This is a genomic window from Streptomyces bugieae (genome assembly GCF_036352915.1).
In the GTDB taxonomy this organism is placed as follows: Bacteria; Actinomycetota; Actinomycetes; order Streptomycetales; family Streptomycetaceae; genus Streptomyces; species Streptomyces endophytica.
This window is the reverse complement of sequence record NZ_JAZBJP010000004.1, coordinates 62,485-85,040: the sequence shown is the minus strand read 5'-3', so window position 1 is coordinate 85,040 and position 22,556 is coordinate 62,485. Positions and strand designations below refer to the sequence as shown.

Here is a 22,556-nt window from a genome sequence, read left to right as displayed (position 1 = left end):
GGAGGGGCACCGTCCCGGTCAGGGGCAGTTGAACTCGCACCATACGCACTTTCCGCCCCCGCGCGGTTCCACACCCCAGACATCGGCCAGCCGGTCCACGAGGAGCAGGCCGCGGCCGGAGACGCCGGCCTCGCCCGGTTCGCGGCGTCGGGGCAGGCTGCTGGACCGGTCCTCGACCTCCAGGCGCAGCCGGCGTCCGACGCTGTGCGGCATCCGGATGTTGACGACGGCCTCGCCGTCGGTGTGCAGCAGGGCGTTGGTGATCAGTTCGTCGGCGACCAGCTCGATCTCCTCGGCGCGTTCGGCCGCTCCCCAGGCGCGGACCGCGGACCGGATCATGTGCCGGGCGGCGGACAGGCCGTCGGGGTCGGCGGGGGCGATGTGCTGCCGGAACCGTCCGACGGTGTCGTGTTCGGGGGCGCCGAGCCGGCGCAGCAGGAGCAGCGCCATGTCGTCCTCGTTGGTCCGTTCGCCGGCCGATTCGCAGAGGCGGTCGGCGAGTTGCTGGACGTCCTGCGGGCCGTCGCGGATCTCCCGGGCGAGGTGGCGCATGCCGTCGTCGAGGTCGGTGCCGGGCTGTTCGACGATGCCGTCGGTGCACAGGACGAGGGTGTCGCCGGCGGCGAGCTGGACGGTGGTGACGGGGTAGTCCAGGCGCCGGAATTCGGAGGAGATGCCGAGCGGCAGTCCGCCGGGCACCGGCAGCAGGCGGCACATGCCCTCGGCGTGCCGCAGCAGGGGGTCGATGTGGCCGGCGCGGACGATCCTGGCGACGCCGGTGCTGAGGTCGGCGTCGACGTAGGTGCAGGTGGCGAAGCGGTCGGTGTCGAGTTCGTTGAGGAAGGCGGAGGCGCGGCCCATGACGGTGGCGGGGGTGTGCCCTTCGGCGGCGTAGGCGCGCAGCACGATCCGCAGCTGGCCCATGAGGGCGGCGGCCTGGGTGTCGTGGCCCTGGACGTCGCCGATGACGGCGGCGACCCGGCCGTTGGGCAGCGGGATCACGTCGTACCAGTCGCCGCCGATGTCCCGGCCCATCCGGGCGGAGCGGTAGCGGACGGCGATCTGGGCGTCGGGCACGCCGGGGATCCGGCGCGGCAGCATGGCCTGCTGGAGGCCGGCGGCGAGGTCGTGTTCCTGGTCGTAGAGCATGGCGCGGGCCAGGCTCTGCGCGATGCTGCTGCCGAGGGCGACCAGGACGTTGCGTTCCTGGTCGCGGAAGTCGCTCTCGCGCTCGAAGAACAGGCCGATGACGCCGATGGGGCGGCCCTGGGCGATCAGCGGGAGGTAGGCGGCGGAGTTGACGTTGAGGGGTTCGATGGCGGGCCAGAGCCGGGGGTAGCCGCGTTTGAACTCGTCGCGGCTGCGGACGTAGCGCGGGTTGAGGGTGCGTACGACCTCGCTCATCGGGAATTCGTCGCCGACCCGGGTGTATTCGAGGTCGGGGACGTAGCTGCCCGCCTTGCCCTCGGAGACCAGCCGGATCCGGCCGGCCTCGACGAGGCCGAGGATGATGTTCTCCGCGCCGAGCCGGCTGAGTCCCTCTTCGCCGGCGAGGGCGGCGATGACCTCGCCGACGGTCCGGGCGTGGGCCAGGGCGGCGGTGGTGCGTTCGACGACGCTGGTGTGCCGGCGGTGCTCCTCGTCGACGGCGAGCCGCTCGGCCGCATGGGTGTATTCGTGGGTGGCGTCGCGGACCACGCCGATGATGCGGCGGGGGCGGCCGGTGTCGTCCCGGCGGATGCTGCCCTGGCTGTGTGTCCAGCGCAGTTCGCCGTTGCGGAGGCGGACCCGGAAGTAGGCGCCGTAGGAGTGGCTGCCGTCCTTGAGTGCCCGGGCGACCAGGGCGTCGAGGCGGGCGGCCTCGTGGGCGGGGACGCGGGCGTTGAGCGTCTCCGGGCGGTCGTCGTACTCGGACGGGCGCATGTCGAAGACCTCAAGGGCGGGCGGGTCCATGTGCATCAGCCCGCTGTCGAGGTCCCAGTCGAAGCCGCCCATGCCGTTGAGGGCCAGGGTCAGGTCCGGGTGGGCGGGCCAGTCGTCCGGCACCGACACGGTGGGGCGCTTCGCTCCCCGGTCAGCCATGTCGTCACTTTGCCACATTCACCCGGTTTACGGCGCGTCCAGCCCTTTTTCCCGTCCTCCGGCCGGCATCATCCGCCCCACTGCTGACTCACTCATCAGTTGTCTCATCACTTCACCCGCGAAAGCGGCTGCGAACTGTGCATTTCCACTTCCCGCCGCCTTCCTGGGCATTGCGATGTTCTCAACACGCCTGTTACGGTCCCGGACCATGGACGACGCCCGCGGGGGCCCGGACCCCGATGACGCCGCGGACCGGATCACCGATGCCGCCGGCGCGGTCACCGACCGTGTCCGCGAGGTGATCGGCCGGCTCGGTGTCAGCCACCGGGAGTTCGCCCGCCGGATCGTGATGGACCCGTCGAAGCTGTCCCGGTCGCTGGGCGGCACCCGGCGCTTCACGCTCGCCGAGATCGTGCGGATCGCCGACATCGGCGGGGTCGACACCGGCTGGCTGCTCGGCGCCCCGGAGCGGCCCGCCGCCGCGGCGGAGCGTGCGCCGGCGGCCGTCCCCGAGGGCGGCCGGCCGCTGCAGATCGTCCGGGAGACCGTCCGGCTGATCGCCGAGCACGGCTTCCACGGCGTACGGGTCGCCGACATCGCCGCCGCCTGCGGCACCAGCCCGGCCGCCGTGCACTACCACTTCCCGGGCCGTGACGAGCTGCTGGAGGCGGCCGTGCGGTGGTGCATGGACGAGGACACCGAGCGCCGGGCCGCGGGCCTGGCGGCGGCCCCGGACGCCCGCGCGGAGCTGCTGCACCTGATCGCTCTGCAGACCCCGCGCACCGAGCAGCAGCGCCGCCAGTGGCTGGTCTGGCTCGACCTGTGGGCACAGGCGGCCCGCTCGACCGCCGTGGGGCGGCTGCACGAGCACTACTACCGGCAGTGGCGCACCACCGTCGCCGACGTGCTGCGGCGCGGCGTCGCACAGGGCGTCTTCCGTCCGGTCGATCCGGAGTTCACCGCGCTGCGGCTGACCGCGCTGATCGACGGGCTGGCCACGCAGGTGCTGGCCACCGCGCCGGACAGCACCGGCCCGGACACCATGCACGCCGCTCTCCTGGCCTTCGTGGAGAGCGAACTCACCGTCCCCAAAAGCCCCGGCCGCCTCGGACATCCGAAGGGATCCCCGTGAACCACGAGGTCATCATCACCTGTGCGCTGACCGGCGCCGGTGACACCGTCCGCCGCTCCCCGCACGTCCCCGTGACGCCCGAGCAGATCGCCGCCTCGGCCGTCGAGGCGGCCGCCGCGGGCGCCGCGGTGGTGCACGTCCACGTCCGCGACCCCGAGACCGGCGACCCGTCCCGCGATCCGCGGCTGTACGCCGAGGTCGTCGACCGCATCAAGCAGACCGGTACCGACGTCGTCATCAACCTCACCGCCGGAATGGGCGGCGACCTGGTGATCGACCCGGACGAGCCACTGCGGCAGCTGCCCGGCACGGACCTGGTCGGCGGCCTGGAGCGGCTGCCGCACGTCGAGGAACTCCTCCCCGACATCTGCACCCTGGACTGCGGCTCGCTCAACTTCGGCGACGGCTCCAACCTGTACGTCTCCACGCCCGACATGCTGCGCGCCGGGGCGAAGCGCATCCAGGAGCTGGGCGTGCGGCCCGAGCTGGAGATCTTCGACACCGGTCAGCTGTGGTTCGCCAAGCAGCTGCTGGCCGAGGGCCTGCTGGACGACCCGACCGTCTTCCAGCTGTGCATGGGCATCCCCTGGGGCGCCCCGGCCGATCCCGGCGTGCTGCAGTCGATGGTGAACCTGCTGCCCGAGGGCGCCCAGTGGGCGAGCTTCGCGCTCGGCCGGATGCAGATGCCGTGGGTCGCCCAGTCCATCCTGCTCGGCGGCAACGTCCGCGTCGGCCTGGAGGACAACCTCTACCTGAGCCGGGGCGTGCAGGCCACCAACGGCCAGCTGGTGGAGCGTGCGGTGCAGATCACCGAACTCCTCGGCGCCACGGTCGCCACCCCGGACCGGGCGCGGGCCCGGCTGGGCCTCACGCCGCGCCCCTGACCGCCCGGCCGTCCCTTCCGGACGGCCCCTCCCCGACCACCGTCCCCCTCCCCCGGGAGCCGCCCCGCCATGCCCTCCACCACCCCCGCGCCCTGTGCCCCCGACGACGTACGCCGCATCGCCTGCATCGGTGCGGGCGTCATCGGCGGCGGCTGGGCCGCGCACTTCCTCGCCCGTGGTTACGACGTCACCGCCTGGGACCCGGCGCCCGACGCCGAGCCGAAACTGCGCCGCCTGGTGGCCGCCGCCTGGCCCGCACTGGAGCGGATAGGCCTGGCGGCGGGCGCCTCCCCGGACCGGCTGACCGTCGCCCCCACCCTCGCCGAGGCCGTCGCGGACGCCGACTTCGTGCAGGAAAGTGCCCCGGAGAAGCTGGAGTTGAAGCGTTCGCTGCTCGCGCGGCTCGCCGCGGCGACCCGTCCCGGCGTGGTGATCGCCTCCTCGACGTCCGGCTACCCGATGACCGACATGCAGACCGAGGCGGCCGGCCCGGACGACGCCGGCCGCCTGGTCGTCGGCCACCCCTTCAACCCGCCGTACCTCATCCCGCTGGTCGAGGTCGTCGGCGGCGAGCGGACCGACCGCGCCGCCGTCGAGTGGGCCGCCCGCTTCTACGACCTCGCCGGCAAATCCGTCATCACCATGGACCGCGAACTGCCCGGCTTCATCGCCAACCGCCTCCAGGAAGCCCTGTGGCGGGAGGCCCTGCACATGGTCGCGGCCGGCGAGGCCACCGTCGAGGACATCGACGCCTCGATCACCGAAGGGCCGGGCCTGCGCTGGGCGTTCATGGGCCCCTGCCTGACCTTCGCGCTGGCCGGCGGCGAGGGCGGGATGGCCCATATGCTCGACCACTTCGGCCCGTCCCTGAAATCGCCGTGGACCCGGCTGGCGGCGCCCGAGCTGGACCCGGCGCTGCGCGACGCGATGGTCGACGGCTGCGCGGCGGCCGCGGGCGGGCGGACGTACGCGGACCTGGTGGCCGAACGCGACCAGGGCGTCATCGACGTGCTGCGGGCCACCGGCCGTCTGGGAGGCCCTCGTTGACCGCGCCGCTCCTCTTCCGGCAGACCGTCCGGGACGACTGGATCGACTACAACGGCCACCTCAGCGAGGCCTACTACGTCCTGGTCTTCGGATTCGCCACGGACGCCCTGATGGACGCGTCCGGTCTCGACGCGGCCTACCGGGAGCGCACCGGCTGCTCCCTGTACACGGTCGAGGCCCATGTGCGCTACCTCCGGGAGGTCGCCCGCGGCAGTGAACTCACCGTCCGGACAGCGGTGTTGGGCGTGGACGGCAGGAAGCTGCGGCTGCTGCACGAGATGTTCGTGGGCGAGCCGGCCGGCGACCCGGTGGCGACGGAGGAGCTGTTCGTGCTGCACGTCGACCGGTCCGGCGGGCGGGCGGCGCCGCTGCCCGACGCGACCCGCGAGCGGCTGGCCGGACTCGCCGTGCCGGAGCCGGAGTGGGCGGGGCGCGGGATCCGGCAGGTGTAGCGGGGCGCGCCGGGGTCCGGCCGCGCGGCCGCGGTGCGATCCTGGACGGCAGGGGAGCCCACACCCGTGCGGGCACCCGTACCACTCCCGTGCAGGCCCCTACGAAGGAGAGCCGGTCATGAGCGCCACCCACGGCCACCGCATCGACGTCACCCAGGGCACCGACCACGTCCGCGTGGAGATCGACGGCCGGCTGGTCGCCGAGAGCCACCGGCCGCTGCGGCTCGCGGAGACGGGGTACCCGGTGCGGTACTACCTCCCGCCCGAGGACGTCCGGATGGACCTGCTCACCCCGTCCGGGACGCACACGGTCTGCCCCTTCAAGGGCACCGCCTCCTACTGGTCGCTCGCCGACGGCCCCGAGGACATCGCCTGGGCCTACCCGGAGCCGCACGACGAGGTGGCGCAGATCAAGGACCACCTGTGCTTCTACGAGGCCGAGGTGGTCTGACGCGTGCGGGCGGGGTCCCGGCGCGCGGCCCTTACCCCGCCACGACGCGCCGGGTCCGCCCGGCGCACAATCGAAGCGTGAACGACACCCATGACGAGGGCGGCGACCCGGCGTGCTGGCTGGACCGGGTGTGCGACGCCTGCGGCCGGATCCGCGAACGGGCCGGCAGTGACGTGTGCGAGCACTGCGGCGCCGGTGCGGACGGGCCCGACGAGGAGAGCCGGGCGGATCCGCCTGCCGCTTCCGGGGCCGGGGAGGCCCGCCGCCGGGACCGGGACGAGGAGGGCCGGGCCCGGAACGCCCGGCCGCGGGACGGTCTGGGCCGGCCGCTGCCGTACGGGACGCCGGGCGTGGCCCGCCAGCCCGAGGGGGTGTCGCGGACGCCCGCGGAGACCCTGACCGAGGCGCAGCGGCTGCTGGACGGCGGGATGCCGTTCCACGCCCACGAGGTCCTGGAGGACGCCTGGAAGGCGGCGCCGGAGACGGAACGCGAACTGTGGCGCGGGCTCGCCCAGCTGGCGGTGGGCCTCACCCACGCGGCGCGCGGCAATGCCGTCGGCGGGACCGCCCTGCTGGACCGGGGAGCGGCGGCCCTCACGCCGTACGCGGCGGCCGCCCCCTACGGGATCGACGTCGCGGGGCTGCTGGCCTGGGCGGCCGAGCTGACCGGCCGGCTGGCCGGTGGGCCGGCCGCCGGGGACGGGGCGGCCGGTCCGGGGCCCGTACCGGCGGCGGAGACCGCACCCCGACTGCGGGCCGGCAGAGGCTAGGCCGGGACCGGCTAGCCGGTCCCTTCGCCCTTCCGGCGGCGACCGCCGCCGGGGACCGGCACCCGCCGCCACCGGGCGAGCAGCGCGCTCAGCCCGAAGGACGCGAGGCCGGCGCCGCCCGCCCCGAGGACGAGGGCGGCGGGCGCCGGGGATCCGCCGCGGCCTTCGGGGCCGGTGACCTGGGCGGCCACCGGACGGAGCGGGGCGGGGCCGTCGTAGGCGGCGCGGACGGCGTGCAGGGTGCCCACCGGGTGGGCGCCGCCCTCCGCGCGGAAGCCCCAGTCCAGCAGCGAACCGGCTTCCTTGTAGACGCCGTTGGCCACCTGGGACTGCGGGTTGAGGACGGTGACCAGCACGGTGCGGCCGTTCCTGCGGGCGGCGGCGATCAGGGTGTTGCCGGCCTTGCTGGTGTAGCCGTTCTTGACGCCGATGATGCCCGGGTAGCGGGTCACGCCGTGCGAGCCGGACAGCAGGCGGTTGGTGTTCTCGATCGGGACGGTGCCGCCGGTGCCGGGGAACGTGGCGCGGGCGGTGCCGCAGTAGCGGGCGAAGTCGTCGTTGGCCAGTCCGGCGCGGGCGAAGACGGTCAGGTCGTACGCGGAGGACACCTGGCCGGGCGTGTCGTAGCCGTCGGGGGACTTGACGGTGGTGTCGTGCGCGCCGAGCTTCCGGGCGGTCTGCTGCATCTCGTGGGCGGTGGCCTGCCAGCCGCCGTTCATCGCGGCCAGGACGTGCACCGCGTCGTTGCCGGAGCGCAGGAAGACGCCGCGCCACAGGTCGGCCACGGTGTAGCTGCGGCCCTGCTGGACGCCGACGACGCTGCTGCCGGCGCCGACGCCGGCGAGGTCGGCGGAGCTGACCCGGCGGACCGCGCCGGACCGGAACTTCGGCAGCACGGTGACCGCGAACAGCGTCTTGAGGGTGCTGGCCGGGGCGAGTTTGCGGTGCGGGTCCTTGGCCGCCAGGACGGCGCCGGTCTCCGCGTCGGCCACCATCCACGACAGCGCGGACAGCCCGCCGGGCAGCTGCGGTGTGCCGGGGGCGGAGACGGCCCGCACCCCGGTCGCGGCCCCGGCGGGCTGACGGTACGTCGGCCCCTTCGCCGCGGCCGGTATGCAGGTCAGCGCGACACCGGCGGCGGCGAGCAGCGCCAGCGCGGCTGCCTTCTTCGGTACATGTGCGTCACATGCCATGCCGTCACGCTACGGAGGGCGGCGGCGGTGCGCAGCGTAGTTGCGCCAGTCGGGCCATCCCGGCGTGGCGCGGGCCGGTCGGGTCGCATCTGCAACAGCTGCAAAGGAAGGCCCGCCCGGTGCGACGGGGGATGCACACCGGGCGGGCTCAAGAACCTTTCTACCGCATCAGCGAACGGTTACGCCTCAAAAAGGTGTTCGTTTCTCGATTACCAGGCGACGGGCAGCGAAATCAGGCCACGCGAACGCAGGGCCGGACGGTGCCGCAGATCCCCTCGCGGGACGGCCAGCCGCAGCTCGGGGAAGCGGGCGAGCAGCGCCTCCAGCGCGGTGACGGTCTCCATCCGGGCGAGCGGCGCGCCGAGGCAGTAGTGGATGCCGTGCCCCAGCGCGAGGTGCCCGGAGAGCTCCCGGCCCCGGTCCAGCCGGTCCGGGTCGGGGAAGCGGGCCGGGTCGCGGTTCGCGGACGCGATCGCCAGCAGCACACTCTCGCCCGCCGGGATCCGCACCCCGCCGATCTCCACGTCCTCCTTGGGGAACCGGCGGATGGCGATCGGGGACGGTCCGTCGTAGCGGAGGAACTCCTCGACGGCCGCCGGCAGTTCGGCCGGATTCCGCTGCAACTCCTGAAGCTGTTCGGGGTGGTCGAGCAGGGTGAGCACGGCGTTGCCGATGAGGTGGACGGTGTTCTCGTACCCGGCGAAGAGGATGAGGAAGGCGAGCGAGGTCAGCTCGTCCTCGGTGAGCCGGTCGCCGCCCCCTCCGCCGCCGCTGCCGTCCGTGTCGTCCCGGACCGCGACCAGGTCGGAGAGCAAATCGTCGCCCGGCTCGGCGCGCTTCGCCGCGATCAGCGCGGTGTAGAACTCCAGCATCGCGCCGATCGCCTGCCGCATCAGCTCCGGCCGGGTCGGGTCCGGGGTGATCAGCGCGTCGGACCAGGCCAGGAAGTCCCGGCGGTCCTGGTGAGGGACGCCGAGCAGATCGCAGATCACGGTGATGGGCAGCGGTCCCGCGTAGTCGGTGATCAGGTCCGCCGGGCCGCCGCGCCGCTCCATCGCGTCCAGCAGCTCCTCCGCGACCTGCCGTACGGGCGTCCGCAGCGCGTCCACCCGGCCGGGGGTGAACGCCTTGCCCACCAGGCGGCGGATGCGGGTGTGGTCCGGCGGGTCCATGTTGAGGAGGTTGGCGTCGAGGGCGGGCGGCAGGGCGAAGCCGCGGAAGCCGCCGGGCGCCGCGTGCCGCTTGTCCAGGGAGAGCCGCGGATCGGCGAGGGCCCGGCGGACGTCGTCGTAGCGGGTGACCAGCCAGGCGGGCTGCCCGTCGGCACCGGTGATCCGGTGCGCCGGTCCCGCCTCGCGCAGTGCGGCGTAGGCGGCGTGCGGGTCGTCGAGCAGGAGCGTGACGTCGATGGGCGCGTCGGGGGCGGTCTCGGCGGTGTTCTGCATGATCCGACTGTAGGGCGCTGCGGGCGGGCCACCCGCTGCTGTGCGCCATCCGGCGGCACCGGCGTACGCACGGGACCCGGTGCGCGAGCGGTCCCCGCACGCGAAGGGCCCGCGAAGGGCGCCGCATCCGTGCGCGTGGGCGAACGGACAGCGGCACCGGTCCGCACGGACCGGTGCCGCCTCCTTCGTGCCGGGCGGCCCGGACCCCCGTGCCGGGCCACCCCGTCTCTGTGCCGCCGCGCCGCCTCAGCCGCGCGCCGCCGCGCTGCGCTGCCGGAGCTCGGTCAGCACGGTCTCGATGAGCGGTGAGTGGTAGACGTCCGCGACCAGCGCCAAGTGCTCGTATTCGGCGCCGAGTTCGGCCGGTTCGCTGCTGCTCGCGACCACCACGCTGTCGGCGCCGTGTACCGGGACGTGGCCCACCGCGCGGTTCTCCAGGCCCCGGCGGAGCGCGGCGGCCTCGGCGACGGCGGCCAGTTGCCGGTCGTCGAGGGCGACCGCGCGGGCGCGTTCCCGGGCGATGTCGACCGCGTCGGACTCCACATGGCGGCGGATCCCGCGCTGGACGTCCCGTATCTCCGCCATCTGCCGGTTGGCCCGCCACTCCAGATCGGCGAACGGCCAGCGCACGGACCACGCCGAGTTCTCCATCGTGACCTCGGGGGTCTCGGCCGTGACGGTCCGCCAGAGCGGGGACAGCCGGCGCAGCCGCCGCCAGGCGGCGACCCGGGGCCCGGCGGCCGGCAGCGCGAACCCGGCCAGCACCAGGATCGCCGCGACCGAGGCGCTCAGCGGTGCCACCCCGTTGGAGAGCCAGAGGGCGGGGTGGCCGGCCCAGGAGAGGACGAAGCCGATGACTTTGCAGCCGCAGTAGACCAGGCCGAGCCAGCAGCCGGCGGCCAGCACCCGCAGCCCGCGCGCGAGATGCGTACCGCCGAGCCGGGCGGCGTAGCGGGGACAGAGCGTCCCCAGGCCGGCCAGGCTCGATCCGAAGATGGCCAGATACAGCACCAGGAAGAGCATGACGCCCGGCGAGTCGGTGTAGGCCGTGCTGAAGTCGCGGGGGTGCTCGACGGCGTCCGGCCGGCCGACCGCGAACCCGGCGATCGCCACCGCCCACAGCGCCGCGACTCCGCCGACCGCGGCCCGTGCCCTGGCCCGGGCGCGGGCCCTGGCCGCCGGGCCCTCGCCCGCCGTCCAGCGCAGCAGCAGGACCAGCGCGCCCGCCGCGAAGACCACCACGGAGGAGTACAGGAAGACCATGGCCAGGTTGGCCACGCCGACCAGCCGGTCGAAGGCGCGGTAGAGGCTGGGCGCGGAGAACAGGAAGACCGTCGCCACCCCGCCGGTCATCAGACAGGCCAGCCCGAGGTCGGTGTTGCTGCGGTCGCGGAACCAGGCGACGGACTTGTAGCCGACGATCACCCAGGCGGCCAGCCCGAACGACAGGTAGATGACGTCAAACACGCGGTCCCCCGTCCTCGCCCCCGGCCGGCACCGCGCCGTCGCCGTCGGCCCGCTCGCCCCGGTCTGCCGTACCCTCGCGCTCCCGGCGTACGTGCTGCAGCGCGGGCCCGAGCGCCGCCGCGAGCTCGGCGGCCTGTCCCGCCAGCGGGAGTTCGCCCTCCGCGGCCGAGGGCGCGACCCGTTCCATCAGCAGCGTGCCGAGCACCTCGGTCTCCCGCTCGGCGAGGTTGTCGTAGCCGTGGTGCCGGGCGAAGCCCATGGTCAGGCCCATCCGGCGCATGGCGGTGGCGACGTCGACCGAGGGGGTCCAGATCTTCAGCGCGTCCTCGGTGACGGCCGGGTCCTGACCGTGCCCCAGCAGGAGGTGGCTCAGCTCGTGCAGCACGATGTGCGCCTGGTGCCAGGGCGAGGTGCGCAGCTCGTAGAAGACCCAGTAGCCGTCGTCGGTGACGGCCGTCATGCCCGAGACCACGCCGCCCAGGCTCATCGGCACCAGATGCACGGGCCGCTCCACCCGGGCCGCGACGACATCGCACATCCCGCGCAGATCGGTGACGGCGGGCAGTGCGAGCTCCTTGATGAGCCGCTTGCACCGCCTGCGTATCTGCCCCACTCGCATGCTCGTCCCGTCCTCGTGTCCGGCCTGCCGCCAGGTGGCGAAGAGCTGGCCGCGTTCAACGGTGCCCACCGTGTCACTCACCGCGCCGGTCACCGCCCTGCTCCGGCGGGTCGGCCGGCAGGTTCATCTGCTGCCGGAACTGCGAGATGATCGTGGTCAGGCTGTCCTGCACCTCCGGCGGCAGCCCGACGGAGCGCAGCGCGATGGCCCGCACCCGCTGGTCCCGCATCGCGGCGAGGAACCGGACCTCCTCCTCCACCCGCGCGGCCTGCGGCTGGGAGAGGTCACCGAGGAGGTAACCCACCGGTACCGCAAAGAACTTGGCCAGCGCGCGCAGCAGCTCCGGACTCGGATTCGTCCGCTTGCCGTTGCGCAGCATCGATAAGTACTGCTCGGTGACCCGGACCCCGCCGTACTCCTTCGTCCCGGCGCTGATCTCCTCGGCGACGAAGGCGTTGGTGTACGGGGCGCCGGGCGGATGCATGTTGGCGAAGAGGTGGTTGAGCCGCTCCGCGAGCGTGTTGCCCGCCCCCTTGGACCGGCCGTCGCCCCCCATGGCCATGCCTACCGTCCCCCCATCGACAGCACCGACGAACGTCCCAACGGTTGGTTAAGCCGCCGGGCTCGCAGCACTTATCCTGTCATGCGAAGAACGCGCCGCACCAGTCCCCTTACGGACAGTGAGGACGCTCGGGCTTAACCGGGAGTTGAGTGACGGATCAAGCGTCCGGAGGACAGGACGACGGAACCGCCCGGCACCCGCCCTGTTCCCGGGCAACGCAAAAGCCGCCTCCTCCGAAGAGAAGACGGCTTCCGACCTACGAGAATTCGCTGGTCGGGACGACAGGATTTGAACCTGCGACCCCTTGACCCCCAGTCAAGTGCGCTACCAAGCTGCGCCACGTCCCGGTGCCCGTTCCGGCCGGGATGTCCCGGCTGACCGCGCACGAGAACAATACCGCATGTCAGAGGGTCGCTGCTGCCACTTCGCGGCGGAACGCCGCGGGCGGCGGGCCGGACCGGATGAGTACCCGTACTCATGCGCCGGTGTCACCGCGCCGCCACGCTACGCGCATGACTACTCCATCGATTCAGCGGCCGACCACGACGGCCTTCTTCGTGCAGGCCGCGATCTCCTTCGGGCTGTCGCTGGCGGCGCTGGTGATCGGGATCCTCAAGCTGCCGGTGGGGCCCTGGGAGCGCGGGTTCCTCGCACTGGGGCTGATCTTCGTGGTGTCCTCGGCGTTCACGCTGGCCAAGTGCGTGCGCGACCGGCAGGAGGTGGCCGAGGTGACGAACCGGGTGGACAAGGCCCGGATCGACAAGCTCCTCATCGAGCAGGACGTGTTCAAGCCGGGGCAGGTCTGATTCCACCCGCGCCGGACCCACCCCGGCCCCGGGTGGCGGTCCGGCGCTTGACCTCAAGCGCGCTTGAGGTTGCACGCTCGGTGGCATGACGCAGACGACGCACGACAAGCCGCCGCGGACGACGCCTGCGGCCGGCACGGACACGACGACAACAACAGGTGCGGGCTTCGCCCAACTGCCGGGCCTGATGAGCCTGATGACGGGGGATGAGAAGCACGGGCCGGCCGCGACCTCGACGCTGGACGCGCTGTGGGTGCTCTACGACCGGGTGCTGCGGGTCTCCCCCGAGCGCGCCGCCGACCCCGAGCGCGACCGCTTCCTCCTCTCCAAGGGCCACGGCCCGATGGCCTACTACGCGGTGCTGGCCGCCAAGGGCTTCTTCCCCGTCGACTGGCTGCCGGGCTTCGGCTCGTACGACTCGCCGCTCGGCCACCACCCGGACCGGTTGCTGGTGCCGGGTGCCGAGATCGGCAGCGGATCGCTGGGGCACGGGCTGCCGCTGGCCGTCGGCACCGCGCTCGGGCTGCGGGCGCAGGGCCGGACCGATCCGGCCGTATGGGTGCTGATCGGGGACGCCGAGCTGGACGAGGGCAGCAACCACGAGGCACTGGCCTACGCGGGCGCCGCGGGGCTGGACCGGCTGCACACGCTGGTCATCGACAACTCCTCGGCCACGCACGGCTGGCGCGGCGGGATCGCCGCCCGGTTCGAGACCGCCGGCTGGTCCGTGGCCACCGTGGACGGCCGCGACCACCGGGCCCTGTACGAGGCGTTCACCGCACCGCACCCGGGCCGTCCGCACGCCGTGGTCGCCCGGGTCGAGCCCAAGGGCGCCTGACCGCGCGGTCCCCTCCTCCTCCCCACCAGAGCTTCGAGAAAGGCTTTCCGTGATGGACACCATGCGTGAGCGCTTCGCCTCGGTCACGTCGCACCTGCTGGACGACGACCCCCGGCTGGCGGTCGTCCTCGCCGACATCGGCGTGGACGGTTTCACCGGGGCGGCGCGACGGCACCCGGACCGGGTGGTGAACGTCGGCATCCGGGAGCAGCTGCTGATCGGCGTGGGCAGCGGGCTGGCGCTCACCGGGCTGCGGCCGATCATGCACACCTTCGCCAGTTTCCTCGTGGAGCGCCCCTTCGAGCAGGTGAAGCTGGACTTCGGCCACCAGGGCGTGGGCGGGGTGCTGGTGAGCGCCGGCGGCTCGTACGACTGGCCGAGCGGGGGCTACACCCACATGTCGCCCGGTGACATCGCGCTGCTCGACACGCTCGACGGCTGGACCGTGCACGTCCCGGGGCATCCGGACGAGGCCGAGACGCTGCTGCGGCAGGCCGCCGCGGCCGGCGACGACAAGGTGTACGTGCGACTGTCGGTGCAGGTCAACCAGGCACCGCGGGCGGTGGACGGGGTCCGGTTCCAGCGACTGCGGGAGGGCCGCCGGGGCGTGGTCGTGGCGGTCGGCCCGATGCTGGACAACGTGCTCGCCGCGACCGAGGGCCTGGACGTCGGGGTGCTCTACGCGACGACCGTGCGGCCCTTCGACGGCGCGGCGCTGCGTGCCGCGACCGGGGCCGCGGACGCCGCGGACGTGGTGATCGTGGAGCCCTGTCTGGCGGGGACGTCGACCCGGTTCGCCAACGACGCGCTGGCCGACCGGCCGCACCGGGTGCTGGGGCTCGGCGTCGGCCGCCGGGAGCTGCGCCGGTACGGACAGCTCGACGAGCACCTGGCGGCGCACGGCCTGGACCCGCACGGGCTGCGGGAGCGGATCGTGGGGTTCCTGCCGTCCGGCTCCTGACCGGTTCAGATGTGTTTGTCGAGCCAGGCCAGCAGGTCGTGCTGGACCTCGTCGCGGTTGGTCTCGTTGAGGATCTCGTGCCGGGCGTGCGGGTAGGCCTTCCAGGTCAGGTCGCGGGTGCCGAGATAGCGGAAGTCCTCCAGGAGTTCGTGCACCAGGGTCATGCCCGCGTGGCAGGGGTCCTGCTCGCCGACGGCGAGGTGGACGGGCAGCCCGCGGGGGATCCGGGCCAGGTGCGCCGGGTCGTTGATCTTGCGGATGGCGCGCACCCAGTCGCGCGCGAGGCCGGCGCAGAACGGGAATCCGCAGTTCTCGTCGGCGACGTAGGCGTCCACCTCGGCCGGGTCGCGGGAGAGCCATTCGTAGCCGGTGCGGTGCTCGAAGGCGTCGTTGAACGAGCGGAAGGTGCGGGGGATGAAGGACGAGAGCGCGGTCCGGCCGTGCCGGGCGATCTCCTCGTCGAGTTCGGCGGTGGCGGCCTCGATGTCCAGGCCGGGGAGGGTGCGGAAGGTGCCGCTGAGGATGAGGCCGGCGAGGTCGGCGCCGTACTCCTGGGCGTAGTCGCGGGCCAGCATCGAGCCCAGGCTGTGGCCGAGCAGGACCAGCGGGATGCCGGGATGGCCGGCGGCCGCGTGGTCGCCGAGGGCCTTGAGGTCGGCGACGATCGCGCGCCAGGAGTCCTCGCCGACCACGCCGCGGCCGCCGGTGGAGGCGGCGGTGGCGCCGTGGCCGCGGTGGTCGGAGGCGAGGACGCCGTAGCCATGGCCGGTCAGGAAACGGGCGAAGCGGTCATAGCGCCGGCCGTGTTCCGCGGCGCCGTGCGCGATCTGGACCAGGGCCCGGGGCCGGCCGGACTCCGGCAGCCAGGTGTAGGTGGCGATGCGGGCGCCGTCCGGGGCCTGGTGGAAGTCCTGCTGCATGGCGTCGTCTCCTGACTGCCGGGGCGGGGCTGACGAGTCGTCGGCGTCCACTCTCGCGTCCGGGCCGCCGAGCGCCAAGGGGGCGCGCGTGGCGGGGTTGGCCGGGCGGGTGCGGGCCGTGGCACGATCAGCCGGTTCTTTCCTGGCGCCAGTGCCGCAACTCCCGTTCACAGGAGGATCGTTGGACACCACGGACGGATTCGGGAACACCCCCGACGCGCCCACCCCCGCGCCCCCTCGGGCCGCACCGCTCTCCCGCCGCAGGTTCCTGCAGGGCACGGCCTCGGCCGCGGCCACGGCGGGCCTGGCCGGGGTCACCGTCGGCGCCCCGGCCGCCGCGGCCGCCGCGGCCCAGGACGCCGGCGCGTCCGGCGGCGCGCTCTCCTTCACGGCCGCCACCAACGGCGCGGCCTCGCTCGCCCCGGCCGGCGACCGGCTCGTCGCCGAGGTGCAGAACGTCCTGTGGTCGCTGCCCCGGGCCGGCGGCGAGGCGGTGGCGCTGACCCCGCCCGATCTGGAGCCGACCCGTCCGGTGCACTCCCCCGACGGCCGCCGGATCGCGGTCTGCGCCTACCGGGGCGGCAACTTCCACCTGTGGACGCTGGCCACCGACGGCTCGGACCTCCGGCAGCTCACCGACGGGCCCTGGGACGACCGCGGCCCCGCCTGGTCGCCGGACGGGACCCGGATCGCGTTCGCCTCCGAGCGCGGCGGGGACCCGGTGGCCGGCAGCCCGTACCGGTTATGGGTGCTGGAGCCGCGGACCGGGCGGCTGACCCGGGTGACCGGGCTGCCCGGCCAGGACGGGCCGCATCAGGACGGCGCCTGGGAGGACTTCGACCCCTGCTGGTCGCCGGACGGCACGCGGCTCTTCTTCGTACGGGGCACGGTGTCCGGCACCGCGCTGGTCTCGCGCACGGTGGCCTCGGTGGCGGCCGACGGCAGCGGCGCGGTACGCACCGAGCACACCGAGACGGCGGCCGCCCAGGTACTGGTGCCGGCGCTCTCCCCCGCGGGCCGGCTGGCGTACCTGCGGACCACGGACTACCCGGGGCCGACCTGTGCGCTGGTCGTCGACGGCCGGGCGGTCGCGGTGGACGGGGACGTGGAGCCGGTGCCGCCGCGCTGGATCTCCCGGGACGAGCTGCTGCTGACGGCCGGCGGGCAGTTCCGGATCGTCCGGCCGGACGAACCGCAGCACACCGAGACCGTGCCGTTCAGCGCACGGCTGCCGCTGGACCGCCCCGGCTACCGCGTCAAGGACTACGGTTTCGAGCGGACCGCCGCCGGCCCGCTGCGCGGGGTGCATCTCCCGGCGCTCTCCCCCGACGGCCGCACGGTGGCCTTCGCCGCGCTCAACTCCCTGTGGCTGGCGCCCACTTCGGGCGGTGGCGCACCGCGCCGGATCGTCCGGGCCGGGGCCACCCGGTACGTGTCCGCGCCGAGCTGGTCGCGCGACGGCCGGGCACTGCTCTACGCGGACGACCGGGACGGGCTGTTCGCGGTGCGCCGGCGCGAGGTCGCCACCGGCGAGGAGACCGTGCTGGCCACCGGCGGCCGGGTGCAGCCGGCGCTGTCCCCGGACGGCGGGCGGCTGGCCGCGCTCGACATGTCAGGAAATCTCGTGGTACGGACGCTGGCCGACGGCACGGAGACCGTGCTGGCCGCGCCGATGGGCGCCGGCGGGCTGCCCGGCCGTCCCAGCTGGTCGCCGGACGGCCGCTACCTGGCGTACTGCGACCGCAACCGCCTCAACCGCCGCTTCCGCGAGGGCTACAACGTCATCCGGGTCCTCGACACCGGGACCGGCCGGGGCCGGGTGTTCACGGTCGCCGCACATGTCTCGATCGCCGACCGCTACGACTCGGGGCCGGTGTGGTCGCCCGACGGCCGCTGGATGGCGGTGATCGCCGAGTCCGCGCTCTGGGTGCTGCCGGTGCGGCCCGACGGCACGCCGGACGGTCCGCCGCGGCAGCTGACCGACGAGAGCGCCGACCATCCGTCGTGGTCCGGGGACTCCGGCACGCTCCTCTACCTCTCGGCGGGGCGGCTGCGGCTGATCCCGGTGTCCGGCGGCCCGGCACGGACGGTCCCGCTGTCCCTCACCCACCGGCCGGCCCGCGCCCGGGACACCGTCGTGCACGCGGGGACGTTCTGGGACGGCACCGGCGAGACGGTGCGGGAGGACGTCGACGTGGTGGTGCGCGACGGGCGGATCACGGAGGTGCGCCCGCACCGCACCGCCCGGTCCGGTGCCGCGCGGCGGGTGGACGCCTCGGAGCGGACCGTGCTGCCGGGCCTGTGGGACGCGCACACCCACCCCTGGCAGATCACGTACGGCGGCCGGCAGACCGCGCTGCAGCTGGCGTACGGGATCACCACCGCGGTCTCCTGCGGCGGCTTCTCCTACGAACAGGCCCGGATCCGCGAGGCGGTGGCGGCCGGGGTGCTGACCGGGCCACGGCTGCTGACCTGCGGGGAGCTGCTGGACGGCGGCCGGGTCGCGTACAGCATGGGGCGGGCGCACCGCACCCGGGAGGGGCTGCGGCGCTCGCTGGAGCGCGGCGCGGCCCTGGACTGGGATTTCGTCAAGACCTATGTGCGGGCGCCGGGTTGGGTGATGGCGGAGGCGGCGCGCTTCGCGCAACGGCGGCTCGGGGTGCGGGCCGGCAGCCATCTGCTCACCCCGGGCGTCCAGCTCGGCCAGGACCTGACGACCCATCTGCAGGCCACCCAGCGCATGGAGTTCGGGCACGCGGTGTCCGGCTCCGGGCACGCCTACCAGGACGTCGAGGAGATCTACACCGGCAGCGACTTCCATCTGATCGCGACCCCGTTCTCGTCGGCGGCGCTGCTCGGCGAGGACCCGGCGCTGGCGGAGGACGTACGGGTGACCCGGCTGATGCCGCCCTGGGACACCGCGGTGGTACGGGAGAACGCCGGTCACCGGCCGACACCGGCCCAGCTGTCCGACATCGCGACCGAGACCGGGTTCTACCGGCGGGTGCTGGACGGCGGCGGGCTGGTCGCGCTGGGCACCGACCAGCCGCTGGTGCCGGTCGGACTGGGGCTGCACCTGTCGCTGCGGGCACTGCACCGCGGTGGCCTCGGTGCGGCCCGGACGCTGCGCACCGCGACCGCGCTGCCCGCCCGGGTGTTCGGCGCGGAGCGGGACCTCGGGACGCTGGAGGTCGGCAAGCTCGGTGACATGACGGTGGTGGACGGCAATCCGTTCGAGGACTTCGACACGCTGGTGCGGACCTCGGCGGTGCTGCGCGGCGGACGGGTGGTCACCCAGCGGGAGTTGACCGAATCCTTCCCCGCACCGGCCGGCCGGACTTCGCTGCGGTCGGCCGGGACGGACTGGCTGGAGGTGGGCCGGCAGCAGCGCCGGGAGTCCTGCTGCGATCCGGCGCACTGACCCGTCGACGACCGCCGCACAGCGGGGTGGTGTGGGGTGGGGGGGGGGGGGGGGGGGGGGGGGGCGGGGGGGTGGCGTGGTGTCCCGGGGCCCCGGGACACCACGCCACCCCTTCGCCGCCCAAGGGGTTGTGCGCCGGCGCTCTGCACTCCAACTCCTCCGGCAATACCGGCCAGTTGATGTTTTGGGGGGTCCGGAGTAGGTATGCCAACGGGTATTGCACGCGGTAAGCGACGGATCACGTTCCGGAACGACCACTGCAGACGGTGCCGCCGGCGCCGTCCCGAGGCGGGGTGCGATCAGCACGGGGAAGATCGCGGAGGAGGGCTTGTCTTGCATCGCCATTTCACGGACCAGCGACACGAAGCGCTCCGGCTCCGGGTACGGGACTTCGCCGAGAGGGAGGTCCGTCCCCGGATTGCGGAGATGGAGGCGAGCCGTACCGTCTGCCACGACCTTTCGCGGCTGATCGCCCGGCAGGGGTGGATCGGCGTGACCGTACACCGGGCGTACGGCGGGATGGGTGCCGGGCACGTCGCCAAGACCCTCATCATCGAGGAGCTGTCGCGGGTCAGTGCGGCGATGGGCGCCATGGCGCAGGCGTCCCAGCTGGGCGTCGCCAAGATCGTCCACTTCGGCAACGAGGAGCAGAAGAAGACCTGGCTGCCGGCCATCGCGTCGGGCGACTGCCTGCCGACCATCGCCGTGACCGAACCGGACTCCGGCGGTCATGTGCTCGGCATGACGTCCACCGCGGTCCGGGACGGCGACGACTACGTCCTCAACGGCCGCAAGATCTACGTCGGCAACAGCCACGTCGGCGATCTGCACGGCGTCGTGGTCCGCACCGGCGAGGGCTCCAAGGGCCTGTCCGCGTTCCTCGTCGAGTCCGACCGCCCCGGGTTCCGCCTCGGGCCGCAGCAGCCCACGATGGGGTTGCACGGCTTCAGCTTCGGCGAGCTGTTCTTCGACAACTGCCGGGTCCCGGCGGCCAATCTGCTGGGCCGGGAGGGCGACGGGCTGCCCGTGGCGTACTCCTCCAGCGTGCTGTACGGGCGCCCCAACCTCACCGCCGTCTCACTCGGCATCCACCAGGCGGTGCTGGACGAGACCACGAAGTTCTGCGCGCAGCGGCAGCGTTACGGCAGACCGCTGGCCGACCTCGGCAACATCAAGCTCAAGCTCGGCCGCATCCAGTCGCGGCTGCTGCTGGCCCGGCTCGCCGCGTACCACGCCGTGCACCTGCTGGACCAGGGGCTGCCGTGCGATGCGGAGCTGATGAACGCCAAGCTGGTCAACGTGGAGTCGGCGCTGGAGTCGGCGCGGGACGCGATGGACATCCACGCCGCGTGCGGGCTGTTCACCGACCGGCCGATCGAGCGCTTCCTGCGGGACGCCCACCACATCTTCGCGCCGGCCGGTACCACCGACATCCAGTTGCTGCGCCTGGGCGAACTGGCCCTGGGCCGGGCGAAGGGCGAATGGTCCAGCCGGCTCGCCGAGCAGCTACGGCTGGCGCCTTCGGAGTGGCCGGACGAAGAGGAGGCTGCCGAAGCCGTCGACTCCGGTGAGGGCGCGCCGCCCACCGTGCCGGGCCAGCGCACCGGCTCCTCCCGCCAGCGCTCCTGGTTCGCCCGGCCGCGCTGAGCGCGGGTCGCCGGGGCCGGGTCGCCGAAGCCCGGCCGACGGGGGCGGGGCCCGGACACGGCGCCGCGGCCACCGGCAGGACGCCGGGGCCGCGGCACGGGGAAATCCGGAAAAGATCAGGGCACGGATCGGGAAAAGATCAGGACGCGGATCGGGGAAAGATCAGGACGCGGATCGGGGAAAGTTCAGGACGCGGATCGGGGAAAGTTCAGGAAAGGGATCAGGGAACGGTCAGGGCTTTTCCTGTATCAAGGAACGGTCAGGGGTTCTCCTGCTGCCGCTGTTCCATCCGGTGGATCTGCTCGACGAGTTCGGCGGCCATCGACTTGATGGTCTCCAATCCCTCCCGCCCCCAGGGACGCGGTTCCAGGTCCACCACACACACGGTGCCCAGCGCCATCCCCGTACGGTCGATCAGCGGCGCGCCGAGGTAGGAGCGGATGCCGATCTCGTCGACCACGGGGTTGCCGGCGAACCGCGGGTAATCGCAGACGTCCTCCAGGACCAGGGCCTTGCGGCGGACGATGACATGCGGGCAGTAGCCGTGGTCACGGTCCATCACCCGGCCCGGCTGGGCGCTGGCCGGCGCCGGCCCCAGCTCGACGGCCTGGTCCTGGGCAGGGGTGTAGAGGCCGGCGAAGTACTGCCGGTGCTCGTCGATGAAATTGACCATCGAATACGGCGCCCGGGTGGTGCGGGCGAGCTTGCGCGCGAACTCGTCGAAGGCGGGGAGCGGGGCGGTGCCGATCCCCAGGGCGCGCAGCCGGGCCACGCGCGCCGGGGCCTCGTCGTCCTGCGGGGTCAGCAGGAGATGGCGGGTCGGGTCGTAGGAGACGTACGGGACACGGGAGGCGGGGTGGTTCATGGCAGCTCCGGGGTCGCGGCGAGGACGGGGGTGAGCAGATGCTCGACGAGCGAAACCAGGACGTGGGTGGCCGAGCTGCACTGTCGGGCGTCGCAGAGCACGACGGGGGTCTGGGGGGAGAGGTCTATGGCGGCGCGGACCTCGTCCGGCTCGTAGTGGAAGGAGCCGTCGAACTCGTTGACCGCGACGATGAACTGGATGCCCCGCCGCTCGAAGAAGTCGACGGCGGCGAAGCACTGGTCCAGGCGCCGGGTGTCGGCGAGGATCACCGCGCCGAGCGCACCGTTGGACAGCTCGTCCCACATGAACCAGAACCGCTGCTGGCCCGGCGTCCCGAAGAGGTACAGCACGTGTTCGGGGCTGAGCGTGATCCGCCCGAAGTCCATGGCGACGGTGGTGGTGTTCTTGTCCTCGACGCCCGCCAGATCGTCGGTGCCGACGCTGATCTGGGTGAGCAGCTCTTCCGTGCTGAGCGGCTCGATCTCACTCACCGCTCCGACGAAGGTCGTCTTGCCGACCCCGAAGCCGCCCGCGACCAGGATCTTGAGCGCGGTCGGGAAGAGGCCGGGCGCGTCGTCCCCCTGGGCGTGGGGGTCACAGTCGTTTGCGAAGTCCATTCAGCACCGCCTCCAGCAGGGCTCGGTCGGTACGGGACGCGGGCCCGGCCGAAACGGCCGCGGGGGCCCGCGCGGTGAGCGCCCCGCAGTCGACGAGGTCGGCGAGGAGCACTTTGGTGACCACGGCGGGCAACCGTATGTGGGCGGCGATCTCGGCGACCGAGACCGGCCCGCAGCACAGCCCGAGCACCTGGGCGTAGTCGGGGCCCTGGCACGCGACGGGTTTCCGGCCGGTGGCCATCACCATGGTCAGCAGGTCGAAGTGCGCCGTGGGACGGGTCCGGCCGTTGCTGACGGTGTACGGGCGGACCAGCCGGCCCGCCGCGTCGTCGTACCACGGGTCCCCGCCCTGCCGCTGCCGGCGACGCACGGTCATG

Annotated in this window: 21 protein-coding genes and 1 tRNA gene; 11 read left to right on the top strand and 11 right to left on the bottom strand. The window is 73.5% G+C overall.

The genetic code is table 11. The features are described 5' to 3' along the window. Window positions 1-18: 18 nt before the first annotated feature. Entirely contained in the window at window positions 19-2,082 is a 2,064-nt protein-coding gene (locus V2J85_RS12185; RefSeq protein WP_261954685.1) for a SpoIIE family protein phosphatase, read from the bottom strand. Between the two features lie 208 nt (window positions 2,083-2,290). Here V2J85_RS12185 and V2J85_RS12180 point away from each other — a divergent pair, with 208 nt between their 5' ends. The 6 genes from V2J85_RS12180 to V2J85_RS12155 all read left to right on the top strand — a co-directional run bounded on the left by V2J85_RS12180 (window position 2,291) and on the right by V2J85_RS12155 (window position 6,818). Continuing rightward, window positions 2,291-3,214: a TetR/AcrR family transcriptional regulator gene (locus V2J85_RS12180; RefSeq protein WP_261954686.1), complete on the top strand. Its 924-nt coding sequence runs from the start codon at window positions 2,291-2,293 to the stop codon at window positions 3,212-3,214. After that, on the top strand, window positions 3,211-4,098 hold the full coding sequence (locus V2J85_RS12175; RefSeq protein WP_419836769.1) for a beta-keto acid cleavage family enzyme: 888 nt from the start codon (window positions 3,211-3,213) through the stop codon (window positions 4,096-4,098). Before V2J85_RS12180 ends, V2J85_RS12175 begins: the two co-directional genes overlap by 4 nt. Before the next feature lie 69 nt (window positions 4,099-4,167). Next, window positions 4,168-5,145, top strand: a complete 978-nt coding sequence (locus V2J85_RS12170) for a 3-hydroxyacyl-CoA dehydrogenase NAD-binding domain-containing protein (RefSeq protein ID WP_261954687.1) — start codon at window positions 4,168-4,170, stop codon at window positions 5,143-5,145. Next, window positions 5,142-5,597 carry a thioesterase family protein gene (locus V2J85_RS12165; protein ID WP_261954688.1) on the top strand — a complete coding sequence of 152 codons (456 nt, stop codon included), beginning with the start codon at window positions 5,142-5,144 and terminating at the stop codon, window positions 5,595-5,597. The genes V2J85_RS12170 and V2J85_RS12165 overlap by 4 nt, the downstream gene beginning before the upstream one ends. Before the next feature lie 118 nt (window positions 5,598-5,715). After that, window positions 5,716-6,048, top strand: coding sequence for a DUF427 domain-containing protein (locus V2J85_RS12160; RefSeq protein WP_261954689.1), 333 nt, complete (start codon window positions 5,716-5,718; stop codon window positions 6,046-6,048). Between the two features lie 173 nt (window positions 6,049-6,221). Beyond that, window positions 6,222-6,818, top strand: coding sequence for a DUF309 domain-containing protein (locus V2J85_RS12155; protein WP_419836774.1), 597 nt, complete (start codon window positions 6,222-6,224; stop codon window positions 6,816-6,818). A gap of 11 nt (window positions 6,819-6,829) precedes the next feature. Here the strand turns inward: V2J85_RS12155 and V2J85_RS12150 are convergent, their stop codons facing one another. The 6 genes from V2J85_RS12150 to V2J85_RS12125 form a co-directional block, all read right to left on the bottom strand. Next, window positions 6,830-8,011, bottom strand: a complete 1,182-nt coding sequence (locus V2J85_RS12150; RefSeq protein ID WP_330821575.1) for a D-alanyl-D-alanine carboxypeptidase family protein — start codon at window positions 8,009-8,011, stop codon at window positions 6,830-6,832. 209 nt (window positions 8,012-8,220) lie between these two features. Further along, the gene (locus tag V2J85_RS12145; RefSeq protein ID WP_330821574.1) at window positions 8,221-9,456 is read right to left on the bottom strand and encodes a cytochrome P450 family protein; all 1,236 of its coding nucleotides are present in this window, start codon (window positions 9,454-9,456) and stop codon (window positions 8,221-8,223) included. A gap of 246 nt (window positions 9,457-9,702) precedes the next feature. Next, window positions 9,703-10,923 (bottom strand): MAB_1171c family putative transporter, encoded by a 1,221-nt coding sequence (locus V2J85_RS12140; protein ID WP_261954693.1) that lies wholly within the window; start codon window positions 10,921-10,923, stop codon window positions 9,703-9,705. Beyond that, entirely contained in the window at window positions 10,916-11,536 is a 621-nt protein-coding gene (locus V2J85_RS12135) for a hypothetical protein (protein WP_261957337.1), read from the bottom strand. Before V2J85_RS12135 ends, V2J85_RS12140 begins: the two co-directional genes overlap by 8 nt. A 79-nt stretch (window positions 11,537-11,615) precedes the next feature. After that, complete coding sequence (locus V2J85_RS12130) at window positions 11,616-12,104, bottom strand: helix-turn-helix domain-containing protein (RefSeq protein ID WP_261954694.1); 489 nt, start codon at window positions 12,102-12,104, stop codon at window positions 11,616-11,618. Between the two features lie 270 nt (window positions 12,105-12,374). After that, window positions 12,375-12,451: transfer RNA gene (locus V2J85_RS12125), tRNA-Pro, on the bottom strand. Between the two features lie 165 nt (window positions 12,452-12,616). On the opposite strand from V2J85_RS12125, the gene V2J85_RS12120 reads away from it, so the two are divergent. From V2J85_RS12120 to V2J85_RS12110, 3 genes are all read left to right on the top strand, one after another. Further along, complete coding sequence (locus tag V2J85_RS12120) at window positions 12,617-12,910, top strand: YiaA/YiaB family inner membrane protein (RefSeq protein WP_030415232.1); 294 nt, start codon at window positions 12,617-12,619, stop codon at window positions 12,908-12,910. Between the two features lie 85 nt (window positions 12,911-12,995). Beyond that, window positions 12,996-13,748, top strand: a complete 753-nt coding sequence (locus V2J85_RS12115) for a transketolase (protein ID WP_410011240.1) — start codon at window positions 12,996-12,998, stop codon at window positions 13,746-13,748. 52 nt (window positions 13,749-13,800) lie between these two features. Beyond that, complete coding sequence (locus V2J85_RS12110; protein WP_261954695.1) at window positions 13,801-14,709, top strand: transketolase family protein; 909 nt, start codon at window positions 13,801-13,803, stop codon at window positions 14,707-14,709. Between the two features lie 5 nt (window positions 14,710-14,714). On the opposite strand, the gene V2J85_RS12105 is transcribed toward V2J85_RS12110, so the two are convergent. Continuing rightward, complete coding sequence (locus tag V2J85_RS12105) at window positions 14,715-15,629, bottom strand: alpha/beta fold hydrolase (protein WP_261957339.1); 915 nt, start codon at window positions 15,627-15,629, stop codon at window positions 14,715-14,717. A 181-nt stretch (window positions 15,630-15,810) separates the two neighbouring features. Here V2J85_RS12105 and V2J85_RS12100 point away from each other — a divergent pair, with 181 nt between their 5' ends. Both V2J85_RS12100 and V2J85_RS12095 read left to right on the top strand, forming a co-directional pair. Beyond that, window positions 15,811-19,050, top strand: a complete 3,240-nt coding sequence (locus V2J85_RS12100; protein WP_330821573.1) for an amidohydrolase family protein — start codon at window positions 15,811-15,813, stop codon at window positions 19,048-19,050. 333 nt (window positions 19,051-19,383) lie between these two features. Beyond that, window positions 19,384-20,697 (top strand): acyl-CoA dehydrogenase family protein, encoded by a 1,314-nt coding sequence (locus tag V2J85_RS12095; protein ID WP_261954697.1) that lies wholly within the window; start codon window positions 19,384-19,386, stop codon window positions 20,695-20,697. 259 nt (window positions 20,698-20,956) lie between these two features. Here the strand turns inward: V2J85_RS12095 and V2J85_RS12090 are convergent, their stop codons facing one another. From V2J85_RS12090 to V2J85_RS12080, 3 genes are read right to left on the bottom strand one after another with little or no spacing between them, the layout of a single operon-like run. Beyond that, on the bottom strand, window positions 20,957-21,562 hold the full coding sequence (locus V2J85_RS12090; RefSeq protein ID WP_261954698.1) for a GAF domain-containing protein: 606 nt from the start codon (window positions 21,560-21,562) through the stop codon (window positions 20,957-20,959). Further along, window positions 21,559-22,179 (bottom strand): GTP-binding protein, encoded by a 621-nt coding sequence (locus V2J85_RS12085; RefSeq protein WP_330821572.1) that lies wholly within the window; start codon window positions 22,177-22,179, stop codon window positions 21,559-21,561. Before V2J85_RS12085 ends, V2J85_RS12090 begins: the two co-directional genes overlap by 4 nt. After that, window positions 22,157-22,555 (bottom strand): DUF742 domain-containing protein, encoded by a 399-nt coding sequence (locus tag V2J85_RS12080; RefSeq protein ID WP_261954700.1) that lies wholly within the window; start codon window positions 22,553-22,555, stop codon window positions 22,157-22,159. Before V2J85_RS12080 ends, V2J85_RS12085 begins: the two co-directional genes overlap by 23 nt. Between the last annotated feature and the right edge of the window lies 1 nt (window position 22,556).